At 30.9% G+C, this 17,137-nt stretch carries 19 protein-coding genes; 2 read left to right on the top strand and 17 right to left on the bottom strand.

Translation table 11 applies throughout. From position 1 onward, the window contains the following. Nucleotides 1-94 precede the first annotated feature (94 nt). The 6 genes from C4R78_RS05955 to C4R78_RS05930 form a co-directional block, all read right to left on the bottom strand. Nucleotides 95-949 (bottom strand): sugar ABC transporter permease, encoded by an 855-nt coding sequence (locus tag C4R78_RS05955; RefSeq protein ID WP_159945845.1) that lies wholly within the window; start codon nt 947-949, stop codon nt 95-97. A 4-nt stretch (nt 950-953) separates the two neighbouring features. Continuing rightward, nucleotides 954-1,892, bottom strand: coding sequence for a carbohydrate ABC transporter permease (locus C4R78_RS05950; RefSeq protein WP_103896168.1), 939 nt, complete (start codon nt 1,890-1,892; stop codon nt 954-956). A 50-nt stretch (nt 1,893-1,942) separates the two neighbouring features. Further along, nucleotides 1,943-3,187, bottom strand: coding sequence for a sugar ABC transporter substrate-binding protein (locus tag C4R78_RS05945; RefSeq protein ID WP_103896167.1), 1,245 nt, complete (start codon nt 3,185-3,187; stop codon nt 1,943-1,945). A gap of 77 nt (nt 3,188-3,264) precedes the next feature. After that, nucleotides 3,265-3,936, bottom strand: a complete 672-nt coding sequence (ispD, locus tag C4R78_RS05940) for a 2-C-methyl-D-erythritol 4-phosphate cytidylyltransferase (RefSeq protein WP_103896166.1) — start codon at nt 3,934-3,936, stop codon at nt 3,265-3,267. Between the two features lie 11 nt (nt 3,937-3,947). Beyond that, the gene (locus C4R78_RS05935; RefSeq protein WP_103896165.1) at nt 3,948-5,060 is read right to left on the bottom strand and encodes a PIN/TRAM domain-containing protein; all 1,113 of its coding nucleotides are present in this window, start codon (nt 5,058-5,060) and stop codon (nt 3,948-3,950) included. Nucleotides 5,061-5,167: 107 nt separating this feature from the next. Then, nucleotides 5,168-5,641, bottom strand: a complete 474-nt coding sequence (locus tag C4R78_RS05930) for a CarD family transcriptional regulator (RefSeq protein WP_103896164.1) — start codon at nt 5,639-5,641, stop codon at nt 5,168-5,170. A 220-nt stretch (nt 5,642-5,861) separates the two neighbouring features. On the opposite strand from C4R78_RS05930, the gene C4R78_RS05925 reads away from it, so the two are divergent. Next, a complete protein-coding gene (locus C4R78_RS05925; RefSeq protein ID WP_103896163.1) occupies nt 5,862-6,257 on the top strand; it encodes a nucleoside triphosphate pyrophosphohydrolase family protein in 396 nt (131 codons plus the stop codon). Nucleotides 6,258-6,278: 21 nt separating this feature from the next. On the opposite strand, the gene disA is transcribed toward C4R78_RS05925, so the two are convergent. The 10 genes from disA to C4R78_RS05880 form a co-directional block, all read right to left on the bottom strand. Next, the gene (gene disA, locus C4R78_RS05920; protein ID WP_103896162.1) at nt 6,279-7,343 is read right to left on the bottom strand and encodes a DNA integrity scanning diadenylate cyclase DisA; all 1,065 of its coding nucleotides are present in this window, start codon (nt 7,341-7,343) and stop codon (nt 6,279-6,281) included. 2 nt (nt 7,344-7,345) lie between these two features. Next, on the bottom strand, nt 7,346-8,698 hold the full coding sequence (gene radA, locus C4R78_RS05915) for a DNA repair protein RadA (RefSeq protein WP_103896161.1): 1,353 nt from the start codon (nt 8,696-8,698) through the stop codon (nt 7,346-7,348). Between the two features lie 90 nt (nt 8,699-8,788). Then, nucleotides 8,789-11,233, bottom strand: a complete 2,445-nt coding sequence (locus tag C4R78_RS05910) for an ATP-dependent Clp protease ATP-binding subunit (RefSeq protein WP_103896160.1) — start codon at nt 11,231-11,233, stop codon at nt 8,789-8,791. Nucleotides 11,234-11,245: 12 nt separating this feature from the next. Next, nucleotides 11,246-12,259 (bottom strand): protein arginine kinase, encoded by a 1,014-nt coding sequence (locus tag C4R78_RS05905; protein WP_103896159.1) that lies wholly within the window; start codon nt 12,257-12,259, stop codon nt 11,246-11,248. Between the two features lie 11 nt (nt 12,260-12,270). Then, complete coding sequence (locus C4R78_RS05900) at nt 12,271-12,792, bottom strand: UvrB/UvrC motif-containing protein (RefSeq protein WP_103896158.1); 522 nt, start codon at nt 12,790-12,792, stop codon at nt 12,271-12,273. Nucleotides 12,793-12,812: 20 nt separating this feature from the next. Continuing rightward, nucleotides 12,813-13,268, bottom strand: a complete 456-nt coding sequence (locus tag C4R78_RS05895; protein ID WP_103896157.1) for a CtsR family transcriptional regulator — start codon at nt 13,266-13,268, stop codon at nt 12,813-12,815. 203 nt (nt 13,269-13,471) lie between these two features. Next, nucleotides 13,472-14,248, bottom strand: coding sequence for an ABC transporter permease (locus tag C4R78_RS05890; RefSeq protein WP_103896156.1), 777 nt, complete (start codon nt 14,246-14,248; stop codon nt 13,472-13,474). Nucleotides 14,249-14,252: 4 nt separating this feature from the next. Then, the gene (locus C4R78_RS05885; RefSeq protein ID WP_103896155.1) at nt 14,253-14,879 is read right to left on the bottom strand and encodes an ABC transporter ATP-binding protein; all 627 of its coding nucleotides are present in this window, start codon (nt 14,877-14,879) and stop codon (nt 14,253-14,255) included. Between the two features lie 95 nt (nt 14,880-14,974). Continuing rightward, entirely contained in the window at nt 14,975-15,127 is a 153-nt protein-coding gene (locus C4R78_RS09405) for a hypothetical protein (RefSeq protein ID WP_159945843.1), read from the bottom strand. Between the two features lie 4 nt (nt 15,128-15,131). Then, the gene (locus C4R78_RS05880; protein WP_146057671.1) at nt 15,132-15,365 is read right to left on the bottom strand and encodes a hypothetical protein; all 234 of its coding nucleotides are present in this window, start codon (nt 15,363-15,365) and stop codon (nt 15,132-15,134) included. A 164-nt stretch (nt 15,366-15,529) separates the two neighbouring features. Here C4R78_RS05880 and C4R78_RS05875 point away from each other — a divergent pair, with 164 nt between their 5' ends. Next, complete coding sequence (locus C4R78_RS05875; RefSeq protein ID WP_103896153.1) at nt 15,530-16,783, top strand: dicarboxylate/amino acid:cation symporter; 1,254 nt, start codon at nt 15,530-15,532, stop codon at nt 16,781-16,783. A 26-nt stretch (nt 16,784-16,809) separates the two neighbouring features. On the opposite strand, the gene C4R78_RS05870 is transcribed toward C4R78_RS05875, so the two are convergent. After that, on the bottom strand, nt 16,810-17,137 hold a 328-nt coding region (locus C4R78_RS05870; RefSeq protein WP_146057656.1), incomplete at its 5' end, for a transposase.

The following is a 17,137-nucleotide window of genomic DNA, read 5'->3' as shown; positions in this document are numbered from 1 at the left end:
TTTGAAAATTCAAGGTTATTTTAACATGGAGGAGGCATCAAAATAAAATAGATAAAATCTATTACAATATATTGCTCAATCTATAAATTCTATTTTATTCTTTTATACTTCCTATAGTTAAACCTCCAATCAAATATTTAGAAAGATATGAAAATATTATCATAACAGGAATAGAAGTTAATATTGCACAGGCTGAATATACTCCCCACTCCGTATTATACTGACCTTGTAAAGTTACAAGCCCTAAAGGAAGAGTATATAATCTTTCATCGTGAATCAAAACCCTTGCAACTATGTACTCTGACCATGAATTCATAAAACAAAATATAGAAGCTACCGCAAGGGCAGGTTTTGAAAGAGGAAGAACTATTTTATAAAATGTAGTTAGAACAGATGCCCCATCAACATAAGCACTTTCTTCTATTGAAGTTGGAATAGTATCAAAATATCCCTTTAAAAGCCATATGCTAAAAGGAACAGAACTTGAAATATAAGGAATAGTCAAGGCCCATAACTTTTCTGAAAGTCCCATATTTGTAAGAAGGATATTTAAAGGCAGTAAAAGCATTGCTGCAGGAAACATTTGGGTTACTAAAAGAATTATCATTCCACTTTTTTTCCCTAAAAATTTGTATCTTGAAAAAGCATAAGCAGAAGTTGCAGAAAAAACTATACTTATAAACATAGATATAAAAGAAACAATCATACTATTTAAAATCCACCTTACTAAAGGCTTTTTAAATATAGCAGTTTTAAAATTCATTAAACTTGCATTTTCAGGTATAATCTTTAAAGACGTTGAAAAAAGCTGGTTTGAAGGTCTTAAAGATGAAGACAATATATTTAAAACTGGATATATGGCTAATAAAGACATAATTATAAGAGTAATGTAAATAAATAAAATCTTTATTTTAGAATCCGTTCTTTCAAAATAATCGCTTTTTCTCATAATATCACTCCTCATTTTGATTTGCCTTTAGATATGCTATACTAAACAAAGTTAAAATGATAAATATTATAACAGACAAAGCTGCAGCATATCCATACCTATATAAATCAAACCCATCCCTATACATTTTAGTTATAAGTATGTTAACATCATCTCCAGGAAGCCCATCCTTCATTATGTATATTATATTTAACATATTAAAAGTCCAAACAGTTCCTAATATTATAGCTGGAACCATTACAGGTTTTAACATGGGTATAGTAATATTTTTAAATTTTTGCCATGAAGAAGCCCCATCAATATCAGCAGATTCATAAAGATCACTAGGTATGCTTTGAAGTCCTCCCAAAGCCACCATCATCATAAACGGAACTCCAAGCCATATATTTGTAATTATAGCTGCCATTAAAGTATATGTAGGATCTCCAAGCCAGTTTATTTTTTCAATACCAAGTTTATTTAAAATTAGATTAACTGCTCCAAACTCATAGTTAAACATTCCTTTCCAAGTAATTGCTGCAATATATTGAGGCATCGCCCACGGAAGAATAAGCAATACTCTAAAAACGGATTTTCCAGGAAGTTTTCTATTTAAAAGAATAGCAAGCCATACGCCTATTACCACATGAAAAAACACATTTGTAAATGTCCATATAACAGTTCTTAAAAAAGTCCTGTAAAATAACTTGTCCTTTAGTATTTCAGCATAATTCCCAAAACCAAGAAATTGATTTTTCATTATCTTAGGAAAACTAAATATGTTAATTCCCACATCCCTTAAAAGTCTAATGTTTTGAAGCCTTATATCAAACAAAGCTATCATAAACTCAAAAATCAAAGGAATAAATATTATAAACAGCACAACCAAAAATGCCGGAAATATAAAAGCATAAGGCGTCCACCATTTTTGATATATCCCTCTATTCGTTTGTTTAAATTTCATACATCCCCCTCCTTAAAATTAAGGTCTGGATAAAATCCAGACCTTAACAATTATTGCTTTGTTAAACTCTTTGCAAGTTCTTCTGCCTTTGTTTGCATATCCTTTGCAGCAACTTCTGGAGTTTTTTTGCCCGCCATAACATTTTCAAGCTCTGGCCTTATAGCATCCCAAACTGCCCTCATTTCAGCTCTTATAGGCATTGCAACTCCATGTCTCATCTGTTCCATAGACATTTTTATAAATTTATCGGCTTTAATTTCAGGATCTTCTAACGCTTCTTTTGTTGCTGGCATTTGTGCAAATGCCTTTGAAAGCTTAACCTGAACATCTTTTTGAGCTATATAATCAAAGAACCTTTTAATAGCATCCTTTACTACTTCGTCTTTAACATTTGCCGAAACTGAAAATCCCTTTGAACCATAGTATGGTAAACAGTAGTTGCCTGTTTCATCTATCTTTGGGAAAAGCGCTACATCAAAATCAAGACCATTAACTTGAGTATATGACGTAAAGGACCATGCACCATTTAAAAGAACTGCAGCTTTTCCTTCCTTAAATAGAGTATCAGCAACATTATAATCTGCATCCTTTGGAACGGCTTTATATTTAAATTTTAAATCTTGAACAAACTTTAAAGCTTTAATCATTTCTGGAGTGTTTAAAGTTATATTTCCTTTATCATCAAATACCTTTCCCCCAAATCCTCCAAGAAAAGGAACAAACCAATAGGGTTCATTTAAGAAATATACAAGAGCAAACGTTTTACCATCGTTATATTTTTTAGCAAGCTCTATTATTTCTGAAAACTTTTCTGGGGCTCTTGAAACCAATTTTTTATTATAAAGCATGCTTATATTATTCCCATTTACTAAAGGAACAGCCCATATTTTCCCATCAAGTTTTACAGTATCAAGAACTTGAGAATCATACTTTTGAAAATACTCTGATCCAAGTAAATCATCAAGGGGGAAAATTAAGTTACCAAGAGACATAGGCCCTATATTATCATTTGGTCCAAAAATTAATTCCGGTCCCTGTCCAGATAAAACTGCTGTTTGAAATTGATTTCTTAAATCTTCTGTTTTATAGTGAACTCTCTTTATCTTTATATTTGGATTTTGCTCCTCAAATTTTTTAACAAGTTCGTCAAAAGTCTTATCTACATTCTCCTCCATCTGCTCCCAAATATTGATTGTAACCTGCTGTTGAGTAGACTTTTGAGAAGTGGAGCTACAACCTGTAAAAAGTGAAACTAAAAAAGTAAAACAAAGCAAAAAAGTTAAAAATTTTTTCATTTCCCCATCCCCCTTTTTATGTATCTATAACTTATATATTTTTACATCTAAAGTTTTATGACAAAAAAATAAAGCCACTATATAGTGGCCAAAAGCTCAAGGATTAGAATATCCTTTGGAGTTGTTACCTTTATATTGTCATAACTACCTTCTATGATTTTTACTTTATGTCCTAACATTTCAACAAGTGTAGCATCGTCTGTTGCTTTTATACCGTTTTTTATTGCATTTTCATGGGCCTTTAGTATAAGATCATATCTAAAAGTCTGTGGAGTTTGAATGGCATATAGTTTATTTCTATTTAAGGTTTCAACCGAAAAACCATCTTCAACAATTTTTATAGTATCAATAACAGGAACAGCTAAAGTCGTAGCACCATATTTTAACGCTCCATCAATTGACCTTTTTATCATATCATCCTTTATATTAGGCCTTGCACCATCATGAATTAAAACTATATCAGAAGAAGAACACGCTAAAAGTCCATTGTATACAGAAAATTGCCTTTCTTCTCCTCCTTTTGCTATTTTTACATTATTAAAATTATATCTTTTTAGTATATTTTCCTTAAAAAATTCTACTTCATCCTCTGAAACTACCACGACTATCTCATTAACATATGAAGAAGCATAAAACTTTTCAATGGTCAAAGCAATTATTTCCTTACCCTTTACTTTAGCAAAAACTTTATTAAATCCAAGCCCCATCCTTTTCCCTTTTCCTGCAGCAACTATAACAGCCGAAACCAAAGTATCACCTCTTATGACACATTTTTCAACTTTGCAAAAATCATTCTTCCAGCAGCTGTTTGTAGGACAGATGTTACAACAACATTTACAGCTTCTCCTACATGCTTTTTACCACCTTCAACTACTATCATAGTTCCATCATCAAGATATGCAACACCTTGGCCTGCTTCCTTTCCATCTTTTATAATGTGTATGTGCATCTCTTCTCCAGGAATTACTATAGGCTTTACTGCATTTGCAAGCTCATTTATATTAAGAACAGGAACCCCCTGAACTTCAGCAACTTTATTAAGATTAAAATCATTAGTAATTATTTTACCATTATAAAGTTGACAAAGCTTTAAAAGCTTACTATCAACTTCCTGAATGTTATCAAAATCTTTTTCTATTATCTCCACCTTTAAAGAAACTTCTTTTTGAATTGAATTTAAAATATCAAGCCCCCTTCTTCCTCTTGCCCTTTTTAAATTATCAGAGGAATCAGCTATATGCCTTAATTCTTCCAATACAAAGGAAGGTATCAATATTGGCCCTTCTAAAAATCCCGTTTTTAAAATATCAAGAATTCTTCCATCTATAATAACGCTTGTATCCAATATTTTGGGTTGGGAAATTCCTATCTTGCTTTCTGACTTTCCCTTTTTATCCTTGCTAAACCTTTTTAAAAATGTAAATACATTGTAAAGTTCCTCTTTCTTTTTTAAAGTAATGTCTATACCTAAAATAGCAAAAACTATATTTAATATTAAAGTTACAGCACTTGCTATTACTGATAAAATAGTGCTTCCTGTTAAAAACTTAGAAAAAGGCGAAACAAGAAGATTTGCTATGATAAGCCCTATAATAAGCCCTAAAACTGCAAGGATTACATCATTCGTAGGTATTTTTTGAATAGGAACCTCAAGCATCTCTATAACTTTAAATATTAGCCTAATTATATAAGGAGATATAACATAAAATATTATTCCTAAAAAAATCATTAACAAAGCTATAAATCCTAAATGATACACACCTGATACTATAAATCTATTTACAGCATCAAGCTTAATTAATATCTCAGCAACAGCATAACCTAAAACCAACCCAACTAGTGTTAAAATCCATCTAAATACCTTTTCTACCATCAATTCACCTCCATTAGTATATTTCAAGTATATTATACATTAATATACATCACCAAATGAAGTTTTTCAACAACAAAAATATTGACAAAATTCTATATTTTAAAAAACTAGATGTTTAAAATTTCATAAATTTTTTTCTTAACATCAGAATAATCTTCACAAAGGGCAAGGCTTATTTCACTACATAAAAGGTTTAATAATTCATCAAAACTATTTTTATCAAGCTTTGAGATTTTTTTATGCTTATAGGTTAAATAAAACCTTTTAATTAGTTTTGCAATTTCAAGTATATCTCCCTTCTCTAAAACATATTTATAAAGCTTATATCTTTCAATACATTTATAAGGCATTTTTTCATAAGTTTTAGATAAAACATCAAAGACCTTTTGGACTTCTTTTTTATCTATAATCCTTCTAATTTTATTTTCTTCATCAAAAGGCACACAAATACATATACCTGAAATTATTAAATTAATTTCATAATATTTCTTAATAATTCCGTTAAATTCTTTTTCCTGTATATTTTTTATAACGCCTGCTCCAAATCTTTTTACAAAAACCTTTTCATTAATTTCAAACATAATATCACCCTTTATTTTACATTTTTGTTAAACTTATAGGAATTAAAAAAATAAAAATATAACTAGATTTTTTGTAAATTATTAAAGTGCCTAATATTATTGTATTTTACTTTAACAAAATTGCCTCATAAAGGTTTAAATTTAGTATAATATGTTTGACATAGCATTGTCTGAATATTTATAATATTATTAAACACTACACAACAAGGAGTGGAATCAAATGAAGGATATAATAGTAGATGAATTCCAAACCTCAGTCCAAGATTCTCTAATAAGACACAGAAGCATTTTAGATATAATGACAAAACTTGCTGAATCAAATGCTAGAATAAATAGAGCCCTTGCAAAGGCAGTAACATACCACGGTTGTATAAAGATAAATGCTCAAAAACAACATATACCCGAAGATGCATCCCTTGATAACATAACAGAATTTTTAAGCTATCAAATCGAAGGGAAACTTTGTGATAATTGCAGAGAAGTACTTGAAGAGGAAATTGGAAATAACCTTTTTTACTTAGCTGCCCTTTGCAACGCATTAGATCTAAATTTATTTGATATTATACTAAAGCAAAACGCAAAACTCGAGACTCTTGGAAAATTCAGCATGTTATAAAGACCCGGAATAACCGGGTCCTTATATTTTTCTATTTAACAGAACCTGTTCCTGAAGTTTTCTAAGCCATTCTTTTATAGTTCTTGCTCTTGCTTCTCCTATTCCTTCAACAGCATCCAATTCCTCTATACTTGCATTTAATATTCTTTTAAAATACCCAAAGGTTTTAATCATATTTTCAACAACTATTTGAGGTAACTTAGGTATTTTATTTAAAATCCTATATCCCCTCGATGATAACATTGTATCAAGCATATTATCAGGGTTATATCCTAGCAGTTTACAAATGACAGATAATTCCACTATTTCTTCTGATGATAAATTTTTAATAGCCTTGTATACTTCATTATAGTCTTTAGTGTCAACAACATAATCCCTAATTATTCTTATCTCATCTTCTTCGACTTCATCTATAAGGTCATCAAGCTGCAAAGAAATTAATCTGCCTTCATTTCCAAGTTCTATAACATATCTTTCTATCTCATTAACTATACGCATAACCATTTCGCTTCTTTGAATTGCCAACACTACATCATATATTGTAACTAAATCTTCAAATTCTAATGCCGATAAATTAGTTACTGCTTCATCAAATACAGATTTATATCTTTCAAGAGTTTGTATAGCTTGGTTTGCTTTTGTTAAAATTATGTTTGTATCCTTTAAAACATATTTTATATTTCCTTTAAACACAGTAATAACATTTCTTCTTTGAGAAATTGCTATTGCTATATTCCCTGTCTGTTTTGCAAATCTGTCTGCAGTTCTATGCCTAGTTCCAGTTTCTGAAGTCGGTATACTAGAATCTGGAAGAATCTGTGTATTGGCATAAAGTATTCTTTTTAAATCTGCGCTTAAAACTATAGCTCCATCCATTTTAGCAAGCTCATAAAGATAAGCTGGAGAATATTCACTATTTATATAAAACCCGCCATCTAAAAGCTTACTTATCTCCTGCTCATCTCCAATAACAATAAGTCCACCTGTTTTAGCTTTTAAAATATTCTCAAGCCCTTCCCTTAAAGGCGTTCCTGGAGCTAAAAGTTTTAAAACACTTAGTAATTCAACTTCCTTAGCATCTTTCATAACTATCCCCCTAGAACTTCTTCTAATGCTTCATAAACATTTTCAACAGGAACGATTTTAATTCCTTCTATACTGTCTAATCCTTTTATATTTTCCTTTGGAATTATGCATCTTTTAAATCCAAGCTTTTTTGCCTCTAATATTCTTTTTTCAATCATGCTAACTCCTCTTATTTCCCCTGTAAGTCCAACCTCTCCAATTATTACTGTCTGGTTATCTATTGGAATATTTTTGAAGCTTGATGCAATACAACAAAGAACTCCAAGATCTATAGCCGGCTCTTCTATTTTTATTCCTCCAGCTAGATTAACATATACATCATAAGTTTGAATATACATTCCAACTCTTTTTTCTAAAACTGCTATTAAAAGAATTACTCTATTATAATCAAGACCGGTTGTCATTCTTCTTGGCATTCCAAAATTAGTTTGAGAAGTCAATGCCTGAACTTCAATAAGGATAGGTCTTGTTCCTTCCATGGAACATACAACACAAGACCCTGGAACATCCTTAGGCCTTCCTGACAAAAGTATTTCTGAAGGGTTTTTAACTTCTTCTAAACCACTTTGCTTCATCTCAAAAACACCTATTTCATTTGTAGAACCAAACCTGTTTTTTACAGCCCTTAAAACTCTATAGGTGTTATGTCTTTCCCCTTCAAAATATAAAACCGTATCTACCATATGCTCTAAAACTCTTGGTCCTGCTATAGAACCTTCCTTTGTAACATGTCCTACTATAAAGGTAGCTATATTTAAATTTTTAGCTATATTCATAAAAGCAGAAGTTGCTTCTCTAACCTGACTTACACTCCCTGGGGCAGATTGAAGTTCAGGTTTATACATAGTTTGAATAGAATCTATAACTACCACACTAGGTTTTAGATTTGATATAACATCTTCAATGTTGTTTAGATTAGTCTCTGCTAAAACATACAAGTTGCTGCTTAAAACATTTAATCTTTCTGCTCTAAGCTTTATTTGTTTAGCAGATTCTTCTCCTGAAACATATAAAACCAAATGACCATTAGAAGCTACATTATTAGCCATTTGCAACAAAAGAGTTGATTTTCCTATCCCAGGGTCTCCTCCAACTAAAACTAATGAACCTTTTACAATTCCTCCACCCAAGACTCTATCAAGTTCTTCCATAGAGGTTGAGTATCTTATTTCATTAGTAACTTCAATTTCATCTATTTTTAAAGGGGAAACCTTTAAAATAGGCGTTAATACCTTTTCTCCCTTTATTTCCTCAACAAAGGTATTCCAACTTTCACAGGCAGGACATTTTCCCATCCATTTTGGAGATTCATACCCACATTCTTGGCATATAAAAACAGCTTTTACCTTTCCCATTCTATCACTTCCTAAATTAGTTAGCAATTACATTATATTTAATATTAATTTATATGTAAAGAAATATATATAAAAAAGGCATAGAAAACTCTATGCCTTTTCAAATACTATTTCATTATCTACAACCTTCATTCTAACTTTATCTCCTTTTTGGATGTTTCCTTTTAACATTTCCTCTGAAAGTTTATCTTCAACAGCTCTAGTTATAGCTCTTCTTAAAGGTCTCGCACCATAAGTTGGGTCAAATCCTTGCTTTGCAAGATGTTTTACAACATCCTCATCATAAGTTATTTCAACATCTAATTCCTTTAATCTCTTTATAACATTCTTTAACATAAGGTCTGCTATCTTTTCTATATCCTTATCTTCAAGTGGATGGAATACTATTATTTCATCTATTCTGTTTAAAAACTCTGGTCTGAAAGTCTTTTTCAAATCCTCCATAACGTTTTGCTTCATCTTTTCATAAGAATCTGCCTTTTCCTTTTCAGTTGTTGCTGTAAAGCCTAATGTTTGTTGTTTTTTAATAGTTTGAGCACCAACGTTTGAAGTCATAATTATTATAGTATTTTTAAAGTCAACTATTCTACCTTTACCATCAGTCAACCTACCATCTTCAAGGATTTGTAGTAGTATGTTAAATACATCCGGATGAGCTTTTTCGATCTCATCAAATAAAACTACTGAATATGGCTTTCTTCTTACCTTTTCAGTTAGCTGACCTCCTTCTTCATATCCAACATATCCTGGAGGTGATCCTATAAGCCTTGATACTGCATGTTTTTCCATATATTCAGACATATCTATTCTTATCATTGCATTTTCATCGCCAAACATAGCCTCAGCTAAAGCCTTTGAAAGCTCTGTCTTACCAACCCCTGTAGGTCCAAGGAATATAAATGAACCTATAGGTCTCTTTGGATCCTTTATTCCAACCCTTGCACGTCTTACAGCCCTTGCAACAGCTTTAACTGCTTCCTCCTGACCTACAACTCTTTGATGCAATATTTCTTCTAGCTTTAAAAGTCTTTCTGATTCTGATTCTGTAAGCTTATTTACAGGTATTCCAGTCCATCTTGAAACAACAGCTGCAATATCTTCAACCGTCACAACTGGAACTTCACTATCCTTTTGATTTTGCCATTCATTTTTGATTCTTTCAAGTTCATTTTTAATTTCATTTTCTCTATCCCTTAATTGAGCTGCTTTTTCAAATTCTTGAGTGTTTATAGCTTCTTCCTTTTCTTTTCTTATTCTTTCAAGCTCTTCTTCAAGATTTTTTACATTTGGTGGAGCAGTTAAGTTCTTAAGTCTTACCTTAGCTGCAGCTTCATCCATAAGATCTATGGCTTTGTCTGGTAAGAACCTGTCTGTTATATATCTGTGGGATAAATTAACCGCTGCTTCTAAAGCCTCATCAGTTATTTTTACTTTATGATGAGCTTCATATTTATCCCTTAATCCTTTTAATATTTTTATTGATTCTTCAACGGAAGGTTCTCCAACTAAAACAGGTTGAAATCTTCTTTCAAGGGCAGCATCCTTTTCAATATATTTTCTATATTCATCTATTGTAGTTGCTCCTATAACCTGTATCTCTCCTCTTGCAAGGGCAGGTTTTAATATGTTAGATGCATCAATAGCTCCTTCAGCAGCACCTGCTCCTACAATCGTATGAATTTCATCTATGAAAAGTATCACATTACCTGCTCTTCTTATTTCATCCATAACCCTTTTTATTCTTTCTTCAAATTCTCCTCTATACTTAGATCCTGCAACCATTCCAGATAAATCTAAAGTAACTACTCTTTTATTCTTTAGTATTTCTGGAACGTTTCCTTCAACTATCCTTTGAGCAAGCCCTTCAGCAATAGCTGTTTTACCAACTCCAGGTTCACCTATAAGACATGGATTATTTTTTGTTCTTCTTGATAATATTTCAATAACCCTTTCAGTTTCATTTTCACGACCTATAACAGGGTCTAGCTTTCCTTCCCTTGCAAGTTCAGTCAAATCTCTTCCAAACTGGTCAAGGGTTGGAGTATTAGTCTGTCTATGTTTTGTTCCACCTTGTTTTCCTTTATATCCTGGATTTAAATCTCCAACGTTTAAGCTATTTAAAATTTCGCTTCTAAGCTTAGAAATGTCAACGCCTAATTTGGATAATATAGCTATTGCAACTCCTTCGCCTTCTCTTAAAAGTGCAAGCATTATATGTTCTGGAGCTATAAAATTATGATTTAAACCTCTTGCTTCGTTTCTTGCAAGTTCTATTATTCTTTTAGTCCTTGGAGTTAAAGGTATCTCATGGAAACTAAAGTATTCTTGACCTTTTCCTTCAATCTCAATTATTAAGTCTCTAACTTTGTTTTCCTCTACACCAAAATCCTTTAATATCTTTGAAACTTGGCCCCCCTCTTTTATTATTCCAAGAAGAAGATGTTCTGTTCCAATGTAATTATGATTTAATCTTCTAGCTTCCTCTGCTGAAAGTTGTAAAACTCTTTGGCTTCTTTCTGTAAATCCATTAAACATAGCCATCCCTCCTTATCTTAAAGTTTCTCTAACTATTTTAGCTCTTATTATGTCTCTTTCTTTGACGTCTAATTCTCTACCTTCTATAAGCTGTAAGGTAGCAGGCTGAACATTGGTTAAAAGGTCATTTAATTTTTTAACATCTATGTCTTTTATTATTCCCATTTCTATTCCTAATCTTACCTTAGATAAAAGCTCTAAGCATTCCTGAGTTGAAAGTATCCTTGAATATTTTAGTATTCCTAAAGATCTATAAATATCGTCTTCTATTTCAACCGACTTTTTCTCAAATAACATTTCTCTTGTTTTCAATTCTTGATCAATTATTTTCTTTGTCACTGCAATAAGATTGTTTATTATTTCTTCCTCCGTAAGACCTAATGTTACTTGGTTTGATATTTGATATATATTACCCATAGCATTACTTCCTTCACCATAAATTCCTCTTATGGTCATTCCAACTTGAACGACGGTGTTAAATATATTATTTATATTTCCAGTCATAGTAAGGGCAGGTAAGTGAAGCATAACTGATGCTCTAATTCCTGTTCCTACATTGGTTGGACAACTTGTTAAGTACCCAAATTTAGAATCATATGCATACTGTATTTTTTCCTCAATCAAATCATCAAGTTTACTTGCAAAATCATATGCATCTTTTATTTTAAAACCAGGATATATTACCTGAAGCCTTATATGGTCCTCTTCATTTATCATTATTGATACATTTTCATCCCTGTTTAAAATCACCGCGCCTTTTTGATATTCATTTATAAGATCTCTACTTATAAGATGCTTTTCAACCATCGAAATTCTTTCTAAAGGCCTAAGTTCTTTAAGCCTTATAAGCCTAAATTCATGGGCTATTGCTGAGTTACTATTTAATATAGAGTCTGCAACCTGATCTATAACTTTATTGGCTTCCTTTTCACTTAACTTTTGTGGAAAAGGAATGCCATCTATATTCCTTGCTAACCTAACTCTGCTGGTTAAAACTATATCATTATTGTTATTTTTAAAGAACATTTTACCACCTCCTACTTATCAAGCTTTGACTCAAGCTCTTTAATTTGATCCCTTAGTTTTGCTGCCTTTTCATATTCTTCATTCATTACAGCTATTCTAAGTTCCTCCTTTAACCTTTCTATATCCCTTTTGATTTTAAGTATTCCTCCCGTTCTTTTTGGAACTTTGCCAGTATGCTGTATGTTTCCATGAACCCTTTTTATTATAGGGGTAATTTCATTGTTAAAGGTTCTATAACAGCTTGCACATCCCATTTTTCCTGTCCTTTTAAAATCATCAAAGCTTTGATGACAAACAGGACAGGTTACAGGCTCTGGTATTTTATTTGCATAGTTCATCATTTCAAAAAATCCTTCTAATATGTTTTGGAAAGACATTGGAGAATCAAAGCTAAAAGGATTTATAATGTTTATATTAAACTCATTTTGTTGTCTTGCGCATTCTTCACAAAGATGTAATTCTTGTTTTACACCATTTATTATTTTAGTTATATGAACATTTGCTTCCCTTTGATTGCAATTTTGACACAACATACGCATCCCTCCTTTGGGAATTAAATTATTGAAATAAGAACTGTTTTTAAAATACCCGCCCTTATTTTATCTTTAAATTCAGGGGGGCTATTTAAAACTTTGTCATTTACCACAATTTTTAAAATCAACGCCTCTCTTTCTGTTAAGTATCCTCTTTCTTTAAAATGCTCTATATATGCTTCAGCCTGTTGCTGAGTTATTTCATCACCTATATTATTCCATATTGCATCCTTTATATAATTATTTTCATTAAGTTTTATTTTGGTTATTTTTATATATCCACCGCCACCTCTTTTGCTTTCTATATAGTAACCCTTATCTATGGTAAACCTTGTTTCTAAAACATAATTTATTTGAGATGGCGCACAATTAAAAAGATTTGCAAGTTCATTTCTTTGTATTTCAAGAAAATCTTTTTCACTTTTTTCTAGCATATTCTTTATAAAATTCTCTATTATGTCCGATAGCCTTGCCATAGCACCACCTCGTGTTTCTTACTTTGACTTTGACTTTCTTTGACCTTTCAATTACTATTTTATACCATACAATATACTATGCAACACCAATATTTAACCTTTAATAACCAAAAAATATCATTATAATAAAATAGATTAAAATTTTGGCTTTTTTCTAATAATTTTATGTATTTTTAAAAAAATAGACTACCCTATCAGGTAGCCTATTCATCCACCACTAATTGTGCTTCATCATTAAAATATGTTTTATATCCAAAGTAAAGAAATATCATTACAGTTATAGCAACAGATCCTAAAACCCCAAGCATTATAGATATTTGATATTTAATAGCCACTAAAGGCCACGTTCCAGATAAAATTTGACCTGTCATAGTCCCTGGCAAAAACACAATTCCCATCCCAACCATAGAATTTACTGTAGGAAGTATAGATGAATCAAAAGCACTATCAATTATATTTTTTACAGCCATCTTAGGTGTAGCTCCAAGCATTAAAGCAGCCTCTATCTCGTCTTTTCTTTTTCTTATATCATCAACAAGCCTATTTACTCCAAGGGAAACTCCCGTCATAGAATTGCCTATAAACATTCCTGCAATGGGTATAAAATATCTTGGATTAAACCAAGGATATATGTTTATAATAACAAATAAAAAATAAGCTATACTTAAAACAGTTCCTATAATCATAGAAATAGCAATCGCTATCTTTAGTTTAAATTTAATGTTTACCTTAGCCCTTTTATAAATGTTATATATACTAAATCCCTCCATAAAAATTAATATTAAAAGTGTAAGTAAAGGACTTGGATTCTCTATTATATATACAAGTATATATCCCATAATCATAAGCTGAAGACTCATTCTAATGGAAGCTATTAATATTTCCTTCTCCCTTTCTATTCCTCTTTTTCTTACAATAAACAATAAAATTATAACAAATAAATAAGATGAAATAAGTTGGTAAATGCTTATGTCCTTCATCATATCACTCCTTTATTTTTCCTTTAGATACTTCAATTACTCTTTCTCCATAATTTATAGCTATCTTTTTAGAATGGGTAACCATTATTAAATTCCTGTTGTTTTTCTTTACATAATCAATAATCGCTTTTATAACCTCATCCTCCGTTTTTTCATCTAATGCAGAAGTAGGCTCATCTAAAATATAAACATAGGATGGTAATAGCAAAATTCTTCCTAATGCTACCCTTTGTTTTTCTCCACCAGATAGGTTATAAATATTTTCATCAAGGTCCTTATCAAGTTTTACTATATTTAAAATTTCCTTTAAAACTTCATCTTCCACTAAAGGCCTTTGTGAAAATTTCAAACCAATTAAAAGATTATCCCTTATATTTCCTTTAAACATAACTGGGTTTTGAGAAAGCATTGAAACTTTTCTCCTTAATTCTATAGAATCCCAATCTTTAAGGGATCTTTCTTTAAAGTAAATTTCTCCTTGATCATAGGATATCATTTTATTTAAAAGTCTAACTAATGTAGTCTTTCCACTTCCACTCTCTCCAATAATACAAGTTATCTTATTTTTTTCTATCTCTAAGTAATCAATATTTAATATATTTTTATATTTTACGTTTGTTAATTTAAACATCTTTCCACCATCCTTTTTAAAACTTCTATTAAATGATAGCAAAACTTTTTTGGCTTTACAATAAAATAAAAGGGTTTGAAGAAAACCTTCAAACCCTATCCTTCAAGATCTTTATTTATCTTTTCAACTCTTTTTCTTTGCTCCTCTGGAGTCATCCAGCTATTGAAGCTTGGAATAAACTCACCATATTTTTCTAGGTTATAATTAAATTTAAATCTCTTTCCAACCATTTTTTTACTTAACCTCATTTTATCACCTTCTTTTCGCATGAATATGGTATTTATTGTCATCATGTCCTCCCTTTTGCGTCACATAAAATCCATTCATCTCAAGTATTCTTCTAACTTCCTCGGTTTGATGACCATCTGACCCATCAAGGGTTATAACAAGCTCATCATCCTTGTTAACTATAGAAAGCATGTCTATAAGCTTATTTGTATCATAAGGACCTATTATTTTTCCAAAATTAATTCTATAATCAGACAACATTATCCCTCCTTATTTTTATTCTATGCATTTTTAAAAGCCTAATTCGACATTTTAAAATTATTTTATTGCAATTGTTATATTTTTAAAACATTTGTGGATTTAATATTTCCTTTATGATACTATATTATTATAAAATTATCTGAATAAGGAGGTCGTAAAAATTGAATAAAAGAAATTTAAATTTTGCAAACAAGATCTTAATTGCCCTTATATTAGGTATTGTGTTTGGTATAATAGGTAATGTAATTTTTCCAAAAAGCTTTAATGAAATTTTAAGCAAATGGATTTTAACTCCTGTAGGCAACGTATTTTTAAGAGCAATTAAAATGCTGGTTGCTCCTTTAGTTTTAACATCTTTAATAGTAGGAACTGCAAACATTAAAGATGTTAAAAAACTGGGTCGTGTTGGTATAAAAATATTTATATACTATATTTTAACCACAACCCTTGCAATAACATTATCATTAATATTTGCCAATATAATAAAACCAGGTATAGGAATAAACATACCAACGCCTAAGGAATTTAAACAAACCGAAACTCCATTTGTTATGGATATCTTTGTAAATATGATTCCTACAAATCCCTTTGAAGCATTAACAAAAGGAGAAATGCTTCAGATAATAGTATTTTCAATATTATTTGGAATTTCACTTTCTCTTTTAGGTGAAAAAGGAAAGCCTCTTTTTAACATATTAAATTGCACAAATGAAGTTTTACTAAAAATAATAAATATAATTATGCAATTTGCTCCATATGGAGTATTTGCCTTAATATCTAATGTAATAATATTCCAAGGACTAGATGTTCTTCTTCCTTTATTAAAATATACTTTAACAATAATTTTAGTTTTAATTATTCAATTAATTTTCATATATGGTTTACTTTTAAAGGTAATTGGTAAAATCAACCCAGTGAATTTTTATAAAAAATTCTGGCCTGTTATGGTTGTTGCCTTCTCTACTTCAAGCAGTAATGCAACTATACCAGTAAATCTTGAAACTTGTGAAAAAAAATTAGGAATTCCTGAATCCATAGCAAGCTTTACAATCCCCCTTGGAGCAACAATAAACATGGATGGTACTGCTATAATGCAGGGAGTTGCAGCAATATTTATAGCTCAAATTTATGGTATTAACCTTTCTATATCCCAGCAGCTGATGATTATATTAACAGCTACCTTATCATCCATAGGAACCGCTGGAGTTCCAGGAGTAGGAGTGATTATGTTAACAATGGTTTTACAATCTGTAGGTCTTCCAGTTGAAGGAATAGGAATAATCCTTGGAGTTGATAGAATAATCGACATGGCAAGAACCGTCGTTAATGTAACTGGAGATGCAGTTGGAACTTTAATTGTATCAAATTCTGAAAAGGAACTTAACTTAAACACTTATAATTCAATCTCAATATAATAAAATTCCGGCATATGCCGGAATTTTCAGACCGTCGACAAACCCCACTTTTCAAAAAACGAAAAGTGGGGTTTGAGTATTTTTACAAGCATTTTTGATAAATATTTTATAAATACAAAGAAATTTTTGCCCTTTCCAGGGCCGTTTTGTCCCTTCTTCCACATCCAATTTGCCATCTTCTTTAAGTTAAAGCAAGCACAAACAAGCATCGCTTGCATGGACACTTTTTCTATCCCTCTTAGTGTTGTCCATCGCAAACCATGCTTCTCCTTCAAGTCAGCAAATACCCTCTCTATGGTTTTGCTTCTATCTTTATATAGTTCTTTGCATTCGTATGTATGTCTCAAATGTTCT

This window comes from Caloramator fervidus (genome assembly GCF_900108045.1).
Lineage (GTDB): Bacteria > Bacillota > Clostridia > Clostridiales > Caloramatoraceae > Caloramator > Caloramator fervidus.
This window is presented reverse-complemented; position numbering and strand designations above follow the sequence as displayed.